This window comes from Mesorhizobium sp. M0136 (genome assembly GCF_040322515.1).
GTDB lineage: Bacteria > Pseudomonadota > Alphaproteobacteria > Rhizobiales > Rhizobiaceae > Mesorhizobium.
Genome location: NZ_JAMYTP010000017.1, coordinates 54271 through 72413, shown reverse-complemented (window position 1 = coordinate 72413; position 18143 = coordinate 54271). Strand labels below are relative to the sequence as shown.

General features: G+C 64.4%; 17 protein-coding genes. 6 read left to right on the top strand and 11 right to left on the bottom strand.

The window, feature by feature from the left end; genetic code table 11:
- The gene (gene gcvA / locus NKJ35_RS20830; protein WP_352479989.1) at nt 1-921 is read right to left on the bottom strand and encodes a transcriptional regulator GcvA; all 921 of its coding nucleotides are present in this window, start codon (nt 919-921) and stop codon (nt 1-3) included.
- Nucleotides 922-1083: 162 nt separating this feature from the next.
- Between gcvA and NKJ35_RS20825 the strand changes: the two genes are divergently transcribed.
- On the top strand, nt 1084-1323 hold the full coding sequence (locus NKJ35_RS20825; protein WP_352649398.1) for a hypothetical protein: 240 nt from the start codon (nt 1084-1086) through the stop codon (nt 1321-1323).
- Nucleotides 1324-1429: 106 nt separating this feature from the next.
- Here NKJ35_RS20825 and NKJ35_RS20820 read toward each other — a convergent pair whose 3' ends face one another.
- Nucleotides 1430-1966 carry a L,D-transpeptidase family protein gene (locus NKJ35_RS20820; RefSeq protein ID WP_352649437.1) on the bottom strand — a complete coding sequence of 179 codons (537 nt, stop codon included), beginning with the start codon at nt 1964-1966 and terminating at the stop codon, nt 1430-1432.
- A gap of 144 nt (nt 1967-2110) precedes the next feature.
- Between NKJ35_RS20820 and NKJ35_RS20815 the strand changes: the two genes are divergently transcribed.
- On the top strand, nt 2111-2794 hold the full coding sequence (locus tag NKJ35_RS20815; protein WP_254817802.1) for a response regulator transcription factor: 684 nt from the start codon (nt 2111-2113) through the stop codon (nt 2792-2794).
- Between the two features lie 125 nt (nt 2795-2919).
- Nucleotides 2920-3375 carry a cyclic nucleotide-binding domain-containing protein gene (locus NKJ35_RS20810; RefSeq protein ID WP_352649397.1) on the top strand — a complete coding sequence of 152 codons (456 nt, stop codon included), beginning with the start codon at nt 2920-2922 and terminating at the stop codon, nt 3373-3375.
- Between the two features lie 46 nt (nt 3376-3421).
- Here NKJ35_RS20810 and NKJ35_RS20805 read toward each other — a convergent pair whose 3' ends face one another.
- The 6 genes from NKJ35_RS20805 to NKJ35_RS20780 all read right to left on the bottom strand — a co-directional run bounded on the left by NKJ35_RS20805 (nt 3422) and on the right by NKJ35_RS20780 (nt 10150).
- Complete coding sequence (locus NKJ35_RS20805; RefSeq protein ID WP_352649396.1) at nt 3422-4315, bottom strand: sugar phosphate isomerase/epimerase family protein; 894 nt, start codon at nt 4313-4315, stop codon at nt 3422-3424.
- 112 nt (nt 4316-4427) lie between these two features.
- Nucleotides 4428-5366 (bottom strand): ABC transporter substrate-binding protein, encoded by a 939-nt coding sequence (locus NKJ35_RS20800; RefSeq protein WP_352649395.1) that lies wholly within the window; start codon nt 5364-5366, stop codon nt 4428-4430.
- Between the two features lie 86 nt (nt 5367-5452).
- Nucleotides 5453-6430, bottom strand: coding sequence for an ABC transporter permease subunit (locus NKJ35_RS20795; protein ID WP_502894194.1), 978 nt, complete (start codon nt 6428-6430; stop codon nt 5453-5455).
- A gap of 20 nt (nt 6431-6450) precedes the next feature.
- Nucleotides 6451-7995 (bottom strand): sugar ABC transporter ATP-binding protein, encoded by a 1545-nt coding sequence (locus NKJ35_RS20790; protein ID WP_352649394.1) that lies wholly within the window; start codon nt 7993-7995, stop codon nt 6451-6453.
- On the bottom strand, nt 7992-9371 hold the full coding sequence (locus NKJ35_RS20785) for an FGGY-family carbohydrate kinase (RefSeq protein WP_352649393.1): 1380 nt from the start codon (nt 9369-9371) through the stop codon (nt 7992-7994). The genes NKJ35_RS20790 and NKJ35_RS20785 overlap by 4 nt, the downstream gene beginning before the upstream one ends.
- Complete coding sequence (locus NKJ35_RS20780) at nt 9368-10150, bottom strand: DeoR/GlpR family DNA-binding transcription regulator (protein ID WP_352649392.1); 783 nt, start codon at nt 10148-10150, stop codon at nt 9368-9370. The genes NKJ35_RS20785 and NKJ35_RS20780 overlap by 4 nt, the downstream gene beginning before the upstream one ends.
- Nucleotides 10151-10377: 227 nt before the next feature.
- Here NKJ35_RS20780 and NKJ35_RS20775 point away from each other — a divergent pair, with 227 nt between their 5' ends.
- The 3 genes from NKJ35_RS20775 to NKJ35_RS20765 are packed head-to-tail and all read left to right on the top strand — an operon-like array spanning nt 10378 to nt 13557.
- Nucleotides 10378-11421 carry a class II aldolase/adducin family protein gene (locus tag NKJ35_RS20775; RefSeq protein ID WP_352649391.1) on the top strand — a complete coding sequence of 348 codons (1044 nt, stop codon included), beginning with the start codon at nt 10378-10380 and terminating at the stop codon, nt 11419-11421.
- A gap of 1 nt (nt 11422) precedes the next feature.
- Complete coding sequence (locus NKJ35_RS20770; protein ID WP_352649390.1) at nt 11423-12709, top strand: FGGY-family carbohydrate kinase; 1287 nt, start codon at nt 11423-11425, stop codon at nt 12707-12709.
- Nucleotides 12706-13557 (top strand): TIGR01459 family HAD-type hydrolase, encoded by an 852-nt coding sequence (locus tag NKJ35_RS20765; protein ID WP_352649389.1) that lies wholly within the window; start codon nt 12706-12708, stop codon nt 13555-13557. The genes NKJ35_RS20770 and NKJ35_RS20765 overlap by 4 nt, the downstream gene beginning before the upstream one ends.
- A gap of 4 nt (nt 13558-13561) precedes the next feature.
- On the opposite strand, the gene NKJ35_RS20760 is transcribed toward NKJ35_RS20765, so the two are convergent.
- The 3 genes from NKJ35_RS20760 to NKJ35_RS20750 all read right to left on the bottom strand — a co-directional run bounded on the left by NKJ35_RS20760 (nt 13562) and on the right by NKJ35_RS20750 (nt 17989).
- On the bottom strand, nt 13562-14383 hold the full coding sequence (locus NKJ35_RS20760) for an exodeoxyribonuclease III (RefSeq protein ID WP_352649388.1): 822 nt from the start codon (nt 14381-14383) through the stop codon (nt 13562-13564).
- A gap of 134 nt (nt 14384-14517) precedes the next feature.
- On the bottom strand, nt 14518-15201 hold the full coding sequence (locus NKJ35_RS20755) for an outer membrane lipoprotein carrier protein LolA (protein ID WP_254817814.1): 684 nt from the start codon (nt 15199-15201) through the stop codon (nt 14518-14520).
- Between the two features lie 133 nt (nt 15202-15334).
- Entirely contained in the window at nt 15335-17989 is a 2655-nt protein-coding gene (locus NKJ35_RS20750; RefSeq protein ID WP_254817815.1) for an FtsK/SpoIIIE family DNA translocase, read from the bottom strand.
- Nucleotides 17990-18143: the final 154 nt, after the last annotated feature.

Genomic DNA, 18143 nt, shown 5'->3' with positions numbered 1-18143 from the left:
TCAGGTCGGCGTCTTGGCGACTTCCTCGAGGAGCCAATCGCGAAAGGCGACGATGCGCGGATCATTCGCCGCAGTTTCGGGATAGACCAGGAAATAGGCGAATTCGGGCGCGACCTTGATGCCGAGTTCGAACGGCCGGATCAGCCGGCCTTCCGAAAGGTCGTTTGCCACCATCGCGAAATCGGCGAGCGCAACCGCATTGCCGTCGAGCGCGGCCTGGACGGCGTCGGTCGAATTGCCGAACACGATGGTCCGGCTGTCGTCGAAATCGTCGACGCCCGCCGCCGCCATCCACATGCTCCAGTTCGGCCAGGTGACGCCCTGGCGCGACCACTCGATATGCGCCAGCGTATGATGGAACAGGTCGCGCGGCTCCTTGAGGGGCGGCCCGGCCCGCAGCAGGGCCGGGCTGCAGACCGGAATGATGACGTTTTCGAACAGCCGGTGCGAGCGAAGCCCCGGATATTTGCCGGTGCCGAAACGGATGCCGAGATCGACGTCGTCGCGATCGAAGTCGCGCACCTCGTAACTGATGTCGAAACGCAGCTCGATTGCCGGATGCTGCTTGCGAAAATCATCGACGCGCCGCATCAGCCACTTCGTCGCGAATTGCGCATCGAGGGTGACCTTCAGCAGCGCCGATCCGCGTGCCGTCTTCTGCGCCCGTGAGACGGCCCGGCCAAGCAGGTCGAGCGCATCGGTCGAAGCTTCGAACAGCACCGCACCCGCCTCGGTCAGCCGGATCGTGCGGCTGGTGCGTGTGAACAGCACGATGCCGAGCTGATCCTCGATTTCCTTGATCTGATGGCTGACCGCTGCCGGCGTCAGGCCGAGCTCGTCGGCGGCGCGGGTGAAATTGAGATGTCGGGCCGCTGCCTCCAGCGTCCGCAGCGCACGGGTTCCAGGCAGCAGGCGCGCCATCAGTGCCAGACGAGGAGAGTTCGGTCGAGCATTCCAATTCTCAAACAAAACTTGAAGATACAGAAAAAACTACTCGTTTCCCGTTTTGATTTCAATCGGTCATGATCCGGTCATCGAAGAAACATCAAACCGGATTTGATGTCCGGAGAAGCGGATTGCACCATGTCTGACATCACCTTGCGCCCTGTTACCCTCCGCCCGGCCTGGCTGCGCGCCATGCTTGACTGGTTTCGCTACGCAAAAATCGCGGTCAATCTTCCCTACGAGAATGTCGAGGATCTCTCCGATCGCCAGCTGCGCGACATCGGCGGCGAACGCAAGGACATCGCACGCGCCATGGACCGCGAACTCGGCCGGCTCGGCCTTCTCGACACGGGTTGGCAGCTGCCGAGGAAGCGCTAGGACGGTGTAGTGAGTAGTGAAGCTAAGCGGCGGGTCCGCGAATATCCTTCCCGACCAATTTCCCTATTCACTAGTCACTATTCCCCTACCTTAATTCACGACTCCCCTACCTTACCACCCTCACCACCGTCCGTTCCGACAGCAGCGGCAGCAGCCGCGCCATGGTGCGGGCCGTTACCGCGACGCAGCCTTGCGTCGGCGTGAAGCCGGGGCGCGCCAGGTGGAAGAAGATGGCGCTGCCGCGCCCGCGCCGGCGCGGCACAATGTTCCAGTCCAGCACCAGGCAGGCGTCATAGAGATCGTCGGTGCGCAGCATCCGCTCATGGCTGGCGCCATAGGGGATTTTGACCGGGCGGTTGTAGTTGCGGTCCCCAGGCACTTCGCACCAGCCGAGGTCGCGGCCGATCGGCGTCATCGCGAGCCGCGTCCGGCGGCCGCCGGCGAAACGGTCGCCGCGAAAATATCCCGACAATATCCGCATCGCGGCAAGCGGCGTGGCGCCGTCGCCCTCGCGCTTGGCCGCCGAGATGCCGCCATGCCCCAGCGCACATGGAAACACCAGTTTGCCGGCCTGCAGAAAGCCCTGGCTGGCATGGCCCGGGCGCGCGCGCACGGTGAGCACGGCGAGCCCTTTCGGCAAAATTGCGCCGACTGCATTGCGATCGTGTTTTTTCTTGTATGATCGTGCCACGGAACAAATCACTGTGAACGGCTGTTGTGCCGGTCAGCTTCCGCATAAACAGGCTGCGGTCAACTGAAATCTCTTTTCAAAACAACGGATTGATCCATGACTTCACGCACCATTCTGATAGTCGACGACGATGACGACCTGCGCGGCACCCTTGTCGAGCAATTGTCGCTTTATGAGGAATTCGATGTCCTGCAGGAAGCGACCGCCGCCAAAGGCATCGCCACGGCGCGCGGCGGGCTTATCGACCTGCTCATCATGGATGTCGGCCTGCCCGACATGGATGGCCGCGAGGCGGTAAAGATATTGCGCAAGGGCGGCTACAAGGCGCCGATCATCATGCTGACCGGCCACGACACCGATTCCGACACTATCCTTGGCCTCGAGGCCGGCGCCAACGACTATGTGACAAAGCCGTTCCGCTTTGCCGTGCTGCTGGCCCGCATCCGCGCTCAGCTGCGCCAGCACGAGCAGAGCGAGGACGCCACTTTCTCGGTCGGCCCCTACACGTTCAAGCCCAGCCAGAAGCTTCTGATCGACCCGCGCGGCGCCAAGGTGCGGCTGACCGAAAAGGAAGCCTCGATCATCAAATATCTCTACCGTGCCGACCAGAAGGTGGTGACCCGCGACGTGCTGCTAGAGGAAGTCTGGGGCTACAATTCCGGCGTCACCACCCACACCCTGGAAACGCATGTCTACCGGCTGCGCCAGAAGATCGAGCGCGATCCTTCCAACGCGGAAATTCTCGTGACAGAAAGCGGCGGCTACAAGCTGGTTCCTTAAACATTTCATTATTCAAATAAGCGATCCGGGCGGGGCGCTTTTCGGGTACGGTCCTGAGGCTGGAGGTGGTTTTGGATCGGCCTCGTAGGGGAGGAGTCGGACTGACGGTTCGGGGACATAGCTAGATGGCGCTGGATGACGACATCCGCATCCTGTCCACCGTGAGGCTCTTCGAGGGCTTTACGCAGGAACAACTGCGTCTGCTCGCCTTCGGCGCCGAAACCACCAGGTTGCAAGCCGACCACAAGCTTTACCGCGAGGATGACGCGGCCGATTGCGCCTATATCGTGATCAGCGGCCGCATCGTCCTCTACCGCGAGCACGACGGCGAGCGCATCCCGATCGGCACCGCCGGCCCCGGCACCATGCTCAGCGAACTGGCGCTGATCGCCGACACCAACCGGCTGACCAGCGCCTCTGCCGAAATCGATTCGGAAGTGCTGCGGCTCAGCCGCAAGATGTTCCGCCGCATCCTCGAGGAATACCCGGAGCTGGCGGTTCACCTGCACCAGCGCATCTCGGAGGATTTCCAGGCGATGATCCGCCGCATCGAGGAACTTGGGCCGCGTTTTGCCGGCTAATACAGCGCCTCTGGTCTAACCAGATCGATTTCGGAACTGCGAGTTCTCAAGGCCGGTGCGTTGCGGAAACAAGCTCGGCCTTGCGCCGCGCCGTCTCCAGTCCGAGCGCAATGAAGCGGCGCGCATGTTTGGCCAGCTCCATATTGTCGGTCCACAGATTGCGCCAGATGGCGGTTTTCCGCGACAGGTTCTCATCGACGATTTCCGACGAGAAGGATTCGAAGCTGAGGTCGTCGCTGTAGCCGATGGCGGTCAGCGCGTCGAATATCGCGGCAAAATCGATATTGCCGGTGCCGAGGAAGCCGCGATGGCTCTCACCGATATGGACATAGCCGATCTTGCTTGCGGCGTTGCGAATGGCCAAGCCGACATCGGCCTCCTCGATGTTCATATGGAAGCTGTCGAGATGCAGGAAAATGTTGTCGGAGCCGCTGTCCGCGATGAAGGCCATGCCTTGCGCGGCGGTGTTGAGCAGGTTGCTTTCGAAGCGGTTGACGATCTCGAGGTTGAGGCTGACGCCAGCTGATTTTGCTGTCTCGGCCACCTCGGCAAGCGTGCCGGCGCTGCGGTTCCACTGGTCGCGCGTCGGCGCCTCGCTCTGCAATCCATGGCTGGTGCTGAGGATGCCGGCAACCTTCTGGCCGCCAAGATCGCGGGTCAGCGCGATCGTACGTCTCAGGATTTCGACTCCGCGGGCGGCAATCGTTTTGTCGGCGCTCGAAATATCGCCGTCGGCCGGCAGTCCGATGCTGATCGCGACGCCGAGGCCGAGATCGCCGATCCGCTTGGCCAAGCCGTCAATGTCGACATTCGCGGGGTCGAGATAAGAGAATTCGATCAGGTCGAAGCCGGCCTCCCTGGTGTTGGCCAGCGTCCGCTCGAGGTCGCTCTGCGCCGAACTCGCCGACCAGACGAATGAGTGGATTCCGATGCGCGACATGATTGTCTCCGGTCATTCCAGGAGTAGCGGACCCAAGTCCAAATCGGCTTTTGGCAATTGCTCCGATAAAAAGGTGCGGCCGGTCATCCTGGCCGCACCAGGCTTGGGAGGCTTAGCGAGCTGCGGTCCAGCCCTTGTAATCCTTCAAATTGTCGGCCGTGATCAGCTTCGGGTCGAGCAGTACCGTCGGCTCGGCCGGCTTCTTGCCGGCAAGCAGGTCAGCCGCCATCGTCAGCGACTGGCCGGCCATCACATAGGGATCCTGCGAGGCCGAGGCTTTGATCATCGACGTGCCGGAGGCGAGTTCCTTCTCGATATCGGGCGCGCCGTCGACCGCGGTGAAGATGAACTCCGAGCGGTTGAGCTGCTTGGCCGCAAGCTGGGCGCCGATCGCCGTCGGATCATTGATGGCGAAGACCGCGTCGATCTTGTCGAAACGGGTCAGCAGCGACTGGAACACTTTCAGGCCGCCGTCACGCGAGCCTTCGGCGTTCTGGTCGTCGGAAAGGATCTTGATGTCGGGGTGTTTTGCCAGCACGTCCTTGCAGCCCTTGACCCGCTCCAGGATCGATGACGAGGCCGGGCCGTTGAGGATGACGTAATCGCCCTTGCCGCCGGTATGATCGACCAGATACTGGCACGCCTCTTCGCCGGCCTTGACGTTGTTGGTCATCACGGTGACGTCGGCGCCCGGCGCCGAAACGTCGAAGGCGGCAACAACGATGCCGGCCGCCTGTGCCTTCTTGACCGCCGGCGCGATCGCCTTGGCATCGACGGCGTTGAGCATGATGACGTCGACGCCGGCGGCGATGAAGGAATCGACCTGCGAAACCTGCTTGTTGAGGTCGTAGTCGGCCGATACCGAGGTCACCTGCACATTCGGATTGATCTTCTTGGCCGCGTCCTCGATGCCCTTGATGGTGGCGACGAAGAACGGATTGCCGAGCAGGCCGACCGAGATGCCGACCTTGTTCAGGTCCTTGGCCGATGCCGGCGCGATGACGGCGGCCGCAAGGGCTACGCCGCAGAGCAGTTTAGCGATGGTCTTCATTGTTTTATTTTCCTCCTGATGCCCCGCGCCTCTCACGGTGCGTTACACATGAAACCGGCTCGTTGGATGCCGGCGACTAAGGGCCATCACGTTCTTGCTCCTGCCTGGAGCCGGTAACGGTCGAGGGCGACCGCCACGATGATGACCAATCCCTTGATGATGTACTGCCAGATGTCCGAAACACCGGCGAGGATGAGCCCGTTGGACAGCACGGCGATGATCAGGCCGCCGATCAGCGTGCCCCAGATCGAGCCGACGCCGCCGACGAAACTGGTGCCGCCGAGGATGACCGCGGCAATCGCGTCGAGTTCGTAGGACTGGCCGAGCTGCAGCCCGTTGGCGGCATAGAGCCGGGCCGCCGACATAGCGCCGCCAAGCCCGGCCAGGAGGCCGGAAACGCCATAGACGAAGAGCAGCACCAGCGGCACTTTGATGCCGGTCAACCTGGCGGCCTCGGCGTTACCGCCGACGGCGTAGATCCAGGTGCCGAGCACGGTGCGCTTGAGCACCAGCCAGGACAGCACCACGACCGCCAGCGCGATGATTACCAGCCACGGAATGCCGAACAGCGATCCGTTGCCGATGAAGTCGAACGGCAGGTCCGCGTTGAACACCGTAGTGTCCTGGCCAAGCAGGCGGGCGACGCCGCGCACGGCGGTCAGCGATCCCAGCGTGACGATGAAGGGCGGCAGCTTGATGTAGGCGATCAGCAGCCCGTTGATGACGCCGAAGCCGAGCCCGACGAGAATGGCCGCCGGCACGCCCAGCAGTCCCCAATCGGGCACCAGCGACACCATCACCGCCACCATCGCCGAGGCGGCAAGGATCGAGCCGACGGACAGGTCGATGCCGCCGGTCAGGATGACGAAGGTCATGCCGGCCGCCAGCACGATGTTGATCGACGATTGCTGCATGACGATCAGCAGATTGGTCTGGGTGAAAAAGCGCGGGTTGATGAACTGGAAGCCGACCGCCAGCAGAATCAGGATCGGCAGCATGCCGAGTGCGGCGATGGCGGTGCGCCACCTCGTACTTCTGCCGATCGCCCGGTCGTCCGCTTTCATCGTGTCGGCCACCTTGTCGGTCATCGCTGAGCCGCTCCCGTTGCAAGTTCCATGATCGCTTCCTGCCGCAGCGGCTCGCCCTCCGACGCCGTCACCTCGCCAGCAATGGTGCCGTCGCGCATCACCAGCACGCGGTCGGCGATGCCGATCACCTCCGGCAGTTCGCTGGAGATCATCAGGATGGCGATGCCTTTCTTGGCCAGGTTGTCGATCAGCCGGTAGATTTCCGACTTCGCCCCGACATCGACGCCGCGGGTCGGCTCGTCGAGGATGACGACCTGCGGCTCGGTTTCCAGCAGGCGGGCGAGCAGCACCTTCTGCTGGTTGCCGCCCGACAGCGAACCGGCATTGGCCTGCACCGAGCTGGTGCGGATGGAGAGGTCTGACACCGCCTTGGCGGCGCGCTTTTCGGCAGCCGCGAAGTCGCGCAGACCGCCGGCCTTCGCGTCCTTTGCCAGCACGCCCATGCTGATGTTGTCGGAGATCGACATGTCGAGAAACAAGCCAAGTTGCTTGCGGTCCTCGGTCAGGTAGGCGATGCCGGCATCGAGCGCCTCGCTCGGCGAACCGATGGATATCGGTTTGCCGCCGAGCTCCAGCGTGCCCGAGATGTGCCTGTCGGCGCCGAAGATCAGCCGTGCCAGTTCGGTCCGGCCCGAGCCGACCAGGCCGGCCAGTGCCAGCACCTCGCCTTTGTGGAGGTCGAAGGAACAATTCTTTATGAGATTGCCGTCCGACATGCCGCGCACCGACAGCGCGACGGCGCGCTTGCTGTCCGGCGGGCGGTGATCCTTCTTGTAGAAGGTCGACAGATCGCGCCCGACCATCATCGATACCAGGCGCGAGGCGTTCAGGTCGGCGCGGTCGAGCGTGCCGACATAGCCGCTGTCGCGCAGCACGCTGACGCGGTCGGCGAGCTGGTAGACCTCTTCCATGCGGTGGCTGATGTAGATGATGGCGATGCCTTGCGACTTCAGCGTCGCGATCACCTCGAACAGCCGGTCGGTCTCACGCGAGGTCAGCGACGTGGTTGACTCGTCCATGACGATGATGCGCGCATTGGTCGACAGCGCCCGGGCGATTTCCACCAGCTGGCGCTCGCCGAGCGACAGGCTGGTGACCGGGGTGCGGGCCGAAAAGGCCACGCCGAGCCGCGCGATGATCTCGCTGGCGCGCCGGTTGCACTGCTCGCGGTCGACGATGCCGAACCGTCTTGGCTCGTTGCCGAGGAAGATGTTCTGCGCCACCGACAGATTGGGCGCCAGCGACAGCTCCTGATAGATGACCGCAATGCCGGCGGCGCGCGCCTTGATCGGGTCGCCGGTGGCGGCCGGTACGCCGTCGATCAGGATTTCGCCGCCGGGGTCCGGCCGGTAGGCGCCGGACAGCACCTTCATCAGCGTCGACTTGCCGGCACCGTTCTCGCCCATCAACGCGTGCAGCTCGCCGGCGTGAACGGTCAGCGACACATCATGCAAGGCGCGGATCGCCCCGAACGTCTTCGAGATGTGGCGCATCTCCAGCACCGGCTGGCGCATCGTCTCGATCCGGGCGGCGGCGCTCATCGTGCACCTCCCGAGGCTGCCCTGGCCACGCCCCGGTCGGCGGCAAGGCCGCGCCAGTCGTTGCGGTAGCCGGCAAGGCCGCGGAAGCTTGCCGCATGCACCGCCTCCGGCGCCTCGGTGGCAAACTCGCGTCCGACGCTTTCAAAGGCAAGTGCGGCGGCGCCGGTGGCGCTGCCCTCCAGCGTTGCGCCCTGCAGGAAGGCCTGCCCGGGCCGCAATTGCGCCAGCAGCGCGGCAAGCAGCCCGCCATTGTTCAGGCCGCCGTCGACGATCACCGTATTGTCCGAATGGATCAGCTCGAGACACAGATCGAGCATCAGCGCCACGTAGAGCAGCGCCACGGCCGCGCGTTCCTCGGCATTGGGCGTACGCCCGACCAGTTCGCCTCGGCGGTGCGGCATCGGGCCGCCGGGCGCGAAGCTCGGCAGCGCCATGATGCCGGCGTCGATCACCCGTTGTACCGATGACGGCGCGATTGCGCCCTGCCAGCCGGCGCTGATCGTGGCGAATTCGCGGCCGCCCATGAAGCGGATGGTCGGCACCGGGCCGCCGTCGACATCGACATTGACCAGCATGTCGCGCTCGCCATCGAGTGCATCGAGCGGACAGTCCGGATTGAGCACGACCACCCAGGTGCCGGTCGAGACCACGGTCACCGGCCCGAGCTGCTGTCGGCGGTAGGCATGGAGCGCAGCATTGCTGTCATGGACGCCGTTGTGGACGGCGACCGGCTTGGCGGCCCGGCTGAAGCGCTGCTCGCCGATCACCGCGCCGGCACGCTCGAAGGCGGGCATCTGGCCGCGCCAGCCCTCGGCATCGACCAGCGAGCTGAAATCGCGTTTGCGCGGCGCCCATAGATGCGAATGGCAGCCGAGATAGGAGACCTCCGACACCGGCCGGCCGCCAAATCGCCAGCTCCAATATTGGGGGTAGCCGAGCATCGACGTCGCTGTGGCGAAGGCACCGGGCTCCACCTCCTTCAGCCACAACATGTGGCGGCCGTAGTTGAAGCCAAGCGGCAGGCGCGGCGAAAAGGTCTCGGCAAAATCCGGAATGCGGCGGTCGATCTGCGCGGCGATTTCAGCTGGCGGTTCCTGCTCGTAATCGAGGATCGGATGCGTCAGCGCGGCTTCGTCGACCAACGCGAAGGTGCAGCCATGGCCGGATACCATCAGCCCTTCCACGCCATGCGTATCGACGGCGTCATCGATGGCGCGAGCCGCCCAGTCGTGCAGCGTTGCCTCGTCGAGCACGCTGAAGCCGCCTTTGCGGATCCAGCTCGGCTGGGTGCGGCGCTCGTTTAGGATCTGTCCGTCCTGGCCGAAGACGAACAGCTTCGAATTGGTCTTGCCGAAATCGAGGACCGCGATGGTCACTGGGCGCCTCCCGAGGAAGCGGCGATCCTCACCGTGACGCCGGCATCTTCGAGCATGCGGGCATCTGTCTCGGACAGGCCGTCATCGGTGACCAGCGTGCCGATCCGCGACAGCGGGAGCGCCACATTGCGCGCGTGGATCGACAGTTTTCGGCTGTCGGCCAGCACGACGATCTGGTCGGCGCAGAGGCTGAGCTCGACGATCGAGCGGACCAGCAGCGGGTGCGATTCCAGAAGGCCTTCCTGGCCGATGCCTTGCGCGCCGAGAAAAAACTTCGAGGCGTAGAACGGCACCGTCTGCGTCAGCGAATGGATGATGCCCGGCTCGCGGTAAAGGTCGCCGCCGGCAACGGTCAGACTGCAATGGCCGTGATCGCTTAGATAGGCCGCGAGCGGCATCGAGTTGGTGTAAAGCCGGATATTGCGGTCGGCAAGCTTGACGCCGAGATGGAAGCAGGTCGAACCGCCATGCACGATGACCGCGTCGCCGTCGCGCACCATGGTGGCGGCGAGAGCCGCGATCTGCCGCTTGGCCTCGACGGCGAGGTCGCGGTTCTCGTCATAGGGCCTGGCATAGGCGACGCCGGCTTGCGAAGCGCCATCGAGCGCCGAGATGCCGCCATAGACCTTGCGCGCTTCGCCGGCCTCATCGATCTTGTCGATGTCGCGCCGCACCGTCGCCGCCGACACGCCAAGCCGCTCCTGCAGCTCGCGCACCGATGCGAAAGGCCGGTCCCGCAAAAGCTCGACGATCTGACGCTGGCGGCCGGAGTCGCTCAACCCTTACCTCCCAATGCGCTTGCCTCCCAAGCCACTGCACGGCATTGCCATTTTGCATGGCAATTGGTGCAACTTACTCAACGGCCCTCGGATTGCAAGTCTGATTTGACGCGATAACATCACTGTTGACGTAACTTACTCGCATCTGCGATACCAGCGTCGGTCTTCGTCCCGGCAACAGGGCGTCCAAAGCCGTGGCCACGCGGCCGGTTTGTGGAGGAATTTCGATGACGATCAGTGCGGATGCGCGGGAATTGGCAGCGCTGCGGTCGCTTTCCGCCGAGATCGGCAGCGACCCGCATCTGACCCAGGCCGCCGGCGGCAACACCTCGCTAAAAGCCGGTGACACGCTCTGGATCAAGGCCTCCGGCACCTGGCTGAAGGACGCGCTCACCGCGGACATCATGGTGCCGGTCAGCATTCCGCCATTGCTCGACGCCATCGAGCGACGCGACCCGACCGCCGAACAGCCACAGGCCTTCGCTATCGGCGCCCTCAATCCGCGCGGCTTGCGCCCCTCGATCGAGACCACCGTACATGCGCTGATGCCCCAGCGCATCGTTCTGCATGTCCACTGCGTCGAGACCATTTCCCTGGCCGTGCAGGCCGACTGCGAGGCCGAGGCCGCCAGGCGGCTCGACGGCCACCAATGGGCGTATGTTCCCTATCGCCGGCCGGGACTGCCGCTCGCCCAGGGCATCGCCGAGCGCCTTCGGCCAGGCGTGGATATCCTGATCCTCGGCAACCACGGCCTGGTCGTTGCAGCCGACACCGTCGCTGAGGCAGGCATGCTGCTGCGCAGCGTAACCCGGCTCTTGGCACGGCCGCCGCGCCAGGTAACTGAGCCGGACACCGCGGCATTGATGGTGCGCGCCGGCGACAGCGACTACAGATTGCCGGCGGATGTCGAGGCGCACGCGGTGGCGATCGACCCCGAAAGCTGCCGCATGGCTTCGGGCGGCAGCCTCTACCCCGACCACGTCATCTTTCTCGGCAAGGGCTCGGTCGTGGCGAGGCCGGGCGAGGGTGTGAAGCGCGTCATCGAGCGCTGCGGCGCCGCACCCGCGGCGATCCTGTTTCCCGGCCTCGGCGTGCTGATGCGCGGCGACGCGGGCGCCGGTGCCGACGCCATGCAGCGCTGCCTCGCCGACGTGACCGCGCGGGTCGATGTCGCAGCGAAGCTTAATTATCTGACAGCGGCAGAGAATGACGAACTGATCAACTGGGACGCCGAAAAATATCGCCAGAAACTCAATGCCGGAGGCAGCTGACATGCCGCGTTCGTCTGGCCCGCTTGCCATCGGCATCGACATCGGTACATCCGGCGCGCGCGCCGTCGCCATGCGCCCGGACTTTTCCATTGCCGCGCATTCCGCTATTGCCCTCGAGCGATTTGGGCCGAACGGCCGCGACCCCGCCATCTGGTGGGAGGCCGTCGGCGCGACGTTGGCGGAACTGCTCAAATGTATCGATCGCGCGGCAGTGCGCTCGATCGCCGTCGACGGAACGTCGGGCACGCTACTGCCGGTCGACGGCGCCGGGCGGCCGCTGGCCGAACCGCTGATGTACAACGACAAGGTCGCTGACCACACTATTCTGAGTGAAATAGCCGGCGCAGCACCGGCAACGAGCGCTGCCCTTGGGGCGACGTCCGGTCTCGCCAAGGCATTGTCTTTCCAGCACCTGCCCGGCGTCGCCGCTGTGCTGCACCAGGCCGACTGGATCGCCGGACAGTTCTCCGGCCGCTTCGATGGCAGCGACGAAAACAACGCATTGAAAACCGGCTACGATGTCGAAACCCGCCGCTGGCCGGACTGGATCGCGGCCACCGGAATGCGCATGGAATTGCTGCCTGGCGTCGTGCGGCCGGGCGATGTCACGGGTACGCTCACCGCCAGCGCCGCGAAAATGTTCGGCCTGCCGCGTGACGTGGTCGTGGTCGCCGGCACCACCGATGGCTGTGCGTCGTTCCTGGCAACCGGCGCGACCGCGGCGGGCGACGGCGTCACTGCGCTCGGCTCATCGCTGACCATCAAGATTCTCTCCGACCGGCCGATCTCGGCGCCGCAATTCGGCATCTACAGCCATCGGCTGGGTGACACCTACCTGGCGGGCGGCGCCTCGAACTCCGGCGGCAAGGTTCTGGCCCAGCATTTCCCCGTCGCCCGCATTGTCGAACTCAGCAAAAAAATCGACCCGGCGACCGAAACCGGTCTCGACTATTACCCGCTGCCGGCGCCGGGCGAACGCTTCCCCATAGCCGATCCGGCCTTGCCGCCGCGCCTCGAGCCGCGGCCCGCCGACGACGCCGATTATTTGAAAGCGATGCTCGAGGGTATTGCGGCGATCGAAGCGCTCGGCTATCGCCGGCTTGCCGAACTCGGCGCACCCCGGCTGACATCGGTCAGGAGCGTCGGCGGCGGAGCGGCCAATCCGGCCTGGACGGCAATCCGGCAGCGCAAGCTTGGCGTCGCTCTCGTGCCGGCTCTTTCGGAGGAGGCCGCCGCCGGCACGGCGCGGCTGGCGCTGATGGGCGCTAGCGCAGCGGAGCTTTTATGACAACCAAGGCAATTCAGCACCTCGACGGCATCGCCGCGCTGGCCGAGCGCTATCAGGTATTCCTGCTCGACCAATTTGGTGTGCTGCACGACGGCACCAGCGCCTATCCAGGCGCTGTCGAGGCCTTGTCGGCACTCAAGCGTGCCGGCAAGACCATCGTGCTGATCTCGAATTCCGGCAAGCGGGCGCAACCCAATGAGCGCCGCCTGCTGAAGCTCGGCTTCGAACCGGGAAGCTGGGATCACTTTGTCTCATCCGGCGAGGTGGCGTGGCGCTCCTTCCATCAAATGGCGGCATCCGGAGCCCTGCGCCCGCAGACAAAATGCCTGCTGATCCGCCGCGACAATGACCGTTCGGCTGTCGACGGCCTGCCGTTCGTCCTGGCCAAGGACGGCGACGATGCAGAACTGGTGCTGATTTCCGCCAGCGAGGGCGATCGCTACGACCTCGACCATTATCGCCGGCTTCTTGGTCCGGCGGCGGCGCGCCGGGTGCCATGCTTCTGCACCAATCCCGACAAGATCATGCTGACTGCCGTCGGCCCTCGCTTCGGCGCCGGCCGGCTCGCCGATCTCTATGAGAGCCTCGGCGGCAGCGTGGCGCGCATCGGCAAGCCCAATCCGCAGATATTCGAGGCAGCGCTGGCACTGGCGGGTCACCCGGAGCGCGACAGCGTGGTCTGCGTCGGCGACAGCGTCGAGCACGACATCGCCGGCGGCAACGGCGTCGGCGTCGCGACGACGCTGGTCCTGTCGGGCATATTGGCGGGGGCGCCTGATCTGGACGACGTTTTCGCCGCGCTCAACGCCCGTCCCGACTACATCGCGGATAGCTTCAGGTTTCGTTGAGTTGTTAAGGCGAGACAAAGCTATCGAGGTTGAAACGCCCGATCACCGGCACGTGGTCCGAGGGCCGTTCCCAGCCGCGTGCCAGCCGCAGGATTTCATAGCCGGCAAAATGCGGCACCAGGTTTGGCGACGACCAGATATGGTCGAGGCGGCGGCCACGATTTGAGGCCTGCCAATCCTGGGCGCGATAGCTCCACCAGGTGTAGAGTTTCTCCTCATAGGACACATTGAGCCGCATCAGGTCGACCCAGTCGCCGGAGAGCCGCATCGCCTCGAAATTTTCCGTCTCGACCGGCGTATGGCTGACGACATTGAGGAGCTGCTTGTGCGACCAGACATCGTGCTCGAGCGGCGCGATGTTGAGGTCGCCGACCAGGATCGAGCCGGAGTGCTCGTCATGCTCGGCCCGCACGGCGTTCATCTCGGCAACGAAATCGAGCTTGTGTTTGAACTTTCGGTTGACGGCCGGGTCGGGCTCATCGCCGCCGGCCGGAACGTAGAAATTGTGCAGCAGGATCGTTTTGCCGCCGGCCTTGACGGTGACCGACAGATGCCGGCTGTCGTCGATCTCGCAGAAGCGGCGCTTTTCGACCACCTCGATCGGACGGCGCGCTATGGTCGCAACGCCGTGATAGCCCTTCTGGCCATGGAAGGCGATGTGCTCGTAGCCGAGCTTGCGGAACGCCTTCTCCGGAAACAATTCGTCCGGAACCTTGGTTTCCTGCAGGCAGAGCACGTCCGGCGCCTGCTCGACCAGCAGGCGCTCGACGATCGGCATGCGCAGTCGAACGGAGTTGATGTTCCAGGTAGCGACGGAAAACGGCATGTGGGGTTCCGGACAACGCAAGATCCGCCGGATGGCTCCGACGGAAGTCAATCGCGGAAACTACTGCCAGCCGCGCACCGCAAAAACAAGCAGCCCGCACCAACGCGCAAAAGCCATCCCGCAGCAGTAGAAAGTTACCGCGTCTTGGTGTTCAGCTCGCGGTTCGCCGTATAATCGATGGCGAAGGTGTCGGGGGCGAAGCTGACGCCCTCCTTGGTGTTGAAGATCATCACCGTTGTGTCCTTGCCTTGCGCATCGGTGATGGTCCACTGCCGCAATTCATAGGATTTCGGATCGAACATCATGGTGATCTTCGAATTGCCGAACACCGATTTGTCGGCAAGCTGGATGGTGGTGAGATCGTTTTCTTCCTTGACGCTTCTGACGCGTCCGCCCGAGAGATCGATCTTGTCGTCGAGCAGCAGCTTCAGCGGCGTCTTCGACAGCGGATAGAGGTCGGAGGTCCGCAGTTTCTTGTTGAGGATGACCACCGACTTGCCGTCGGAAATCACCCTGAAATTCGAGGCGCCGTCATAATTGAAGCGGATCTTGCCCGGCCGTTCCAGAAAGAACTTGCCGCCGGTCTGCTCGCCCTTGGGCCCGAACTGCACGAACTCGCCGCTCATCGATTTGACCGAGGAGAAATGATCGGCGATCTTCTGCGCCGTCGCCGGAACCGCTGCTTGCGCCGACGCCAGCAGCTGGAAGCCGGGCACGACATTGGCGGCCGCCGCACCGGCCAGGACCAGACCGAGGCCGAGCACCTGCCGGCGGGTTGGGGCGAAATCCCTTTTGGGGGCGAGAGTTGCGTTTTTCATGCCGGTCACCATCATCTGATTGCTTGCTCGTTATATTGGTCTGGTCCCCCAGTTGGGCTTAAGTTTGGCGGGCCGCACGGCGCTCATCGTTGCAACGCGCCAAAAGGTTCAAAGTTGCCGGCGCGGGTGCGCTCTAGAACTTGTCGTCCTCCGTCGGCACCAGGATTTCGCGTTTTCCGGCATGGTTGGCCGGGCCGACAATGCCTTCCTTCTCCATCTTCTCGATGATCGAGGCGGCGCGGTTGTAGCCGATGCCGAGCCGGCGCTGGATGTAGCTGGTCGAGGCCTTGCCGTCGCGCAGCACCACCGCAACCGCCTGGTCGTAGGGATCGTCGGAATCCTCGAAATTACCGCCGTCGCCGCCGCCACTGCCTTTGCCCGTCGGCTCGTCGTCATCCTTGTCGTCGTCCTCGGTGATGGCGTCGAGATATTCCGGCACGCCCTGCAGCTTCAGATGCGCGACGATCTTCTCCACCTCGTCGTCGGAGACGAAGGGACCGTGCACGCGCTGGATGCGGCCGCCGCCGGCCATATAGAGCATATCGCCCATGCCGAGCAGCTGTTCGGCGCCCTGCTCTCCCAGGATGGTGCGGCTGTCGATCTTCGATGTCACCTGGAACGAGATGCGGGTCGGGAAATTCGCCTTGATGGTGCCGGTGATGACGTCGACCGACGGCCGCTGCGTTGCCATAATGACATGGATGCCGGCGGCGCGCGCCATCTGCGCCAGGCGCTGCACCGCGCCTTCGATGTCCTTGCCGGCGACCATCATCAAATCGGCCATCTCGTCGATGATGACGACGATGTAGGGCATCGGCTCGAGGTCGAGGTTCTCCGTCTCGTAGATCGCTTCGCCGGTCTGGCGGTCGAAGCCGGTCTGCACGGTGCGGGAAATCCTTTCGCCCTTTTTCTCGGCCTGCTGCACGCGCGCGTTGAAACCGTCGATGTTGCGAACGCCGACCTTCGACATCTTGCGGTAGCGGTCCTCCATCTCGCGCACGGTCCATTTCAGCGCCACCACCGCCTTCTTCGGATCGGTGACCACCGGCGTCAGAAGATGCGGGATGCCGTCATAGACCGAGAGTTCCAGCATCTTTGGATCGATCATGATCAGCCGGCAGTCCTGCGGCGTCAGCCGATAGAGCAGCGACAGGATCATGGTGTTGATGGCGACGGACTTGCCCGAGCCGGTGGTACCGGCGACCAGCACGTGCGGCATTTTGGCGATGTCGACGATCACCGCCTCGCCATTGATGGTCTTGCCCAGCGCCAGCGCCAGCTTGGCCTTGGTGGTCTCGAAATCGCGGCTGGCCATGATCTCGCGCAAATAGACGGTCTCGCGCCTGGCGTTCGGCAATTCGATGCCGATGGCGTTGCGGCCCGGCACCACGGCGACACGGCAGGCGATGGCGCTCATCGAGCGGGCAATGTCGTCGGACAGGCCGATGACCCGCGACGATTTGATGCCGGGCGCGGGTTCCAACTCGTAGAGCGTGACGACCGGACCCGGACGCACATGGATGATTTCGCCTTTGACGCCGAAATCCTCCAGCACGCCCTCGAGCAGGCGGGCGTTCTGCTCCAGCGCGTCCTTGGACAGGCTTGCGTCGCGCACCACGTTCTTCGGTTCCGACAGGAAATGCAGCGACGGCATCTCGAATTTCTCCGAGCCGATCAGCGACGTCTGCGCCTCGCGCTGGACGCGGGCGCCTGGTGCCGGCCGCGGCGCCGGCGCCTCGACGCGCGTCGCCGCGTCGGAGCGGAAGTTCTGCACCTTGGCCGTTGGCGCGGCGCGGCGTTGGCCGGCCGGCTCGGGCGCGAAATCCATGTCGTCATTGTCGTCGTTATCGAAGACGTCGGCATCGTCGGGGTCGATCGAGGCACTGCGGTCGTTGACCATGGCGGCGAAGAATTCCGGCTCGACGCGGGCGCGCCCGCCCGGGCTCATCCGCGCCTCGGCGAACTCGGCCGATTCGACCCGTTCGGCCGCTCGCCGCCAGGCGCTGGGGCGCGGTTCCATCTCCGGTTCGAAATCGTCGCGCTCGCGCCGACGCGCGGCGCGGCGGCGCAGATAGGCCCGCAGCGACAGCCACCAGTGGGTGATGGCGCCAAGCGCCAATATGCCTTCGTCGCCCTCGTCCTCTTCATTGTCGAAAAGCAGGTCGTCCTGCGGATCGGGCACTGCAGGCTGTTCGAGGACGGCAAAGCCGTTCTTGCGTGAAATCAGCGCCGAACCGTACAAGAATACCCACAGCGCCGGCGCTGCCAGGAGCACGGCGAGCACGCTGGCGACGAGGCCGGTCGGATAGCCGCCGATGATCAGGCCCGGAATATTGAGCACCATATCGCCGAAGACGCCGCCGAGGCCGGTCGGCAGCGGCCAGGTCTTGGGCGGCACCACGCAGCCGGCAATTGCCGCGCCAAGCAGCGAAAACCCGAACCAGGCCAGCGCCCGTTTCGGCAGCCGGTCGACGCCGCGCGCGGTAAACAGCAGAAATCCCCAGATCACCGCCGGCACCAACGCCGCAACGGCGGCAAGCCCGAAGAACTGCATGGCGATGTCGGAAAAGACGGCGCCCGCATAACCCATTGCATTGGTGACGATATTATCGGTGGCGTGCGAAAAGCTCGGATCGGCGACGTTCCAGGTGGCAAGGGCGGCGACGCCGAAGCCAACCAGAGCAAACAGCCCGGCACCGACCAGCCGCCCGACCTGGCGCCTCGCGAACGCCCGGATGCCGTGCCCCGTATCGGCCAGCGCAAGCGGTGCTGAAGCCCCTGAACGCATGCTCTTCCTCGTCTGTCGTTGCCCGGCCGGGCGCGGACGCGCAACACGGCAGATTCGGCTGTCAGACTAGCGGCGGGAAGGTTAAGGGCGCATTAACCATGGGTATTCTGCGTCACCGGGACGGACGACCGCCACCACAGTTCGGAGCCGCTGC

What these genes read in the sequence shown, in the direction of transcription:
- gcvA (WP_352479989.1), bottom strand. Translation starts at nt 921, where the DNA reads ATGGCGCGCCTGCTGCCTGGAACCCGTGCGCTGCGGACGCTGGAGGCA.
- NKJ35_RS20825 (WP_352649398.1), top strand. Translation starts at nt 1,084, where the DNA reads ATGTCTGACATCACCTTGCGCCCTGTTACCCTCCGCCCGGCCTGGCTG.
- NKJ35_RS20815 (WP_254817802.1), top strand. Translation starts at nt 2,111, where the DNA reads ATGACTTCACGCACCATTCTGATAGTCGACGACGATGACGACCTGCGC.
- NKJ35_RS20810 (WP_352649397.1), top strand. Translation starts at nt 2,920, where the DNA reads ATGGCGCTGGATGACGACATCCGCATCCTGTCCACCGTGAGGCTCTTC.
- NKJ35_RS20805 (WP_352649396.1), bottom strand. Translation starts at nt 4,315, where the DNA reads ATGTCGCGCATCGGAATCCACTCATTCGTCTGGTCGGCGAGTTCGGCG.
- NKJ35_RS20800 (WP_352649395.1), bottom strand. Translation starts at nt 5,366, where the DNA reads ATGAAGACCATCGCTAAACTGCTCTGCGGCGTAGCCCTTGCGGCCGCC.
- NKJ35_RS20795 (WP_502894194.1), bottom strand. Translation starts at nt 6,430, where the DNA reads ATGAAAGCGGACGACCGGGCGATCGGCAGAAGTACGAGGTGGCGCACC.
- NKJ35_RS20790 (WP_352649394.1), bottom strand. Translation starts at nt 7,995, where the DNA reads ATGAGCGCCGCCGCCCGGATCGAGACGATGCGCCAGCCGGTGCTGGAG.
- NKJ35_RS20775 (WP_352649391.1), top strand. Translation starts at nt 10,378, where the DNA reads ATGACGATCAGTGCGGATGCGCGGGAATTGGCAGCGCTGCGGTCGCTT.
- NKJ35_RS20770 (WP_352649390.1), top strand. Translation starts at nt 11,423, where the DNA reads ATGCCGCGTTCGTCTGGCCCGCTTGCCATCGGCATCGACATCGGTACA.
- NKJ35_RS20765 (WP_352649389.1), top strand. Translation starts at nt 12,706, where the DNA reads ATGACAACCAAGGCAATTCAGCACCTCGACGGCATCGCCGCGCTGGCC.
- NKJ35_RS20760 (WP_352649388.1), bottom strand. Translation starts at nt 14,383, where the DNA reads ATGCCGTTTTCCGTCGCTACCTGGAACATCAACTCCGTTCGACTGCGC.
- NKJ35_RS20755 (WP_254817814.1), bottom strand. Translation starts at nt 15,201, where the DNA reads ATGAAAAACGCAACTCTCGCCCCCAAAAGGGATTTCGCCCCAACCCGC.
- NKJ35_RS20750 (WP_254817815.1), bottom strand. Translation starts at nt 17,989, where the DNA reads ATGCGTTCAGGGGCTTCAGCACCGCTTGCGCTGGCCGATACGGGGCAC.